The 1016-nt window shown below is 45.5% G+C and carries 1 protein-coding gene; it reads left to right on the top strand.

Features of this window, described 5'->3' with window-relative positions; translation table 11 throughout:
• On the top strand, positions 1-915 hold a 915-nt coding region (locus ACTIE6_RS24145), incomplete at its 5' end, for a sugar phosphate isomerase/epimerase family protein (protein ID WP_439559064.1).
• Between the last annotated feature and the right edge of the window lie 101 nt (positions 916-1016).

Below are 1016 nucleotides of genomic sequence, written 5' to 3'. Positions count from 1 at the left end.
CAATTAGGTTTTAATAGCGCAATACTGGCCGATTTCGGGTTTGAACATGTGGTGCAATTTGCTGCCAATCACGGGTTTTCCTGTGTTGAAATGATGTGCTGGCCGTCGGATAATGCCGATAGCAGAAGGTATGCAGGTGTGACGCATATCGATGTGCTCAACCTGACCCCTGCGCGCATTTCGGAAATCAAACATACATTAAGAGAAGCTGGCATATTTGTTTCAGCGCTGGGCTATTATCCCAATCCACTGGATCCGGATCCGAATAAGTCTGAATACTTTTTGGAACACATTAAGGAAGTGATCAGGGGAGCGGCGAAGCTTGGCATTCCGGTTGTTACCACTTTTATAGGAAGAGATCCGTCCAAAAGTATCAAGGACAATCTTGCCCGCTTCGCGGATGTGTGGCCAGCAGTGGTGAAGGTGGCGGAAGAGAACAACATTAAAATCGCCATTGAAAACTGTCCGATGTTCTTTACAGACGACGAGTGGCCAGGCGGAAAGAACCTCGCGATTAGTCCGGCTGTGTGGGACAGAATGTTTGATATTATTCCGAGCCCGATATTCGGATTGAATTACGATCCGTCTCACATGATCTGGCAGATGATGGATGAAACTTATCCGATTTACAATTATAAATCACGTTTACATCATGTACATTTGAAAGATGCAAAGATTTACAAAAGTAAATTAGACAGAGTGGGGATATTGGCGAATCCTTTGGAATACCATTCTCCCAAACTACCGGGATTAGGCGACGTAAACTGGCGCGCATTCTTTGCTGCATTAACGGACGTACGTTATCGCGGCCCGGTGGTGATCGAGGTGGAAGACAAAGCTTATGAAGGCAGTATCAAGGATGTACAAAGTGCAATCCTAACCAGCCGCAACTATGTAAAGCAATTCTTCGCCTGATCGATAGCAATGTGATCAGGGTTTTTCAATGAATTTCAAGAGCGGGCCGATGAACAGGTCAAAATCCCCAACATGTAGCAGATAGCTGAGGTTATTAAGTC

The organism is Dyadobacter sp. (assembly GCF_051859145.1).
In the GTDB taxonomy this organism is placed as follows: domain Bacteria; phylum Bacteroidota; class Bacteroidia; order Cytophagales; family Spirosomataceae; genus Dyadobacter.
The sequence above is the reverse complement of the archived record's forward strand: the minus strand, read 5'-3'. Positions and strand labels throughout refer to the sequence as shown.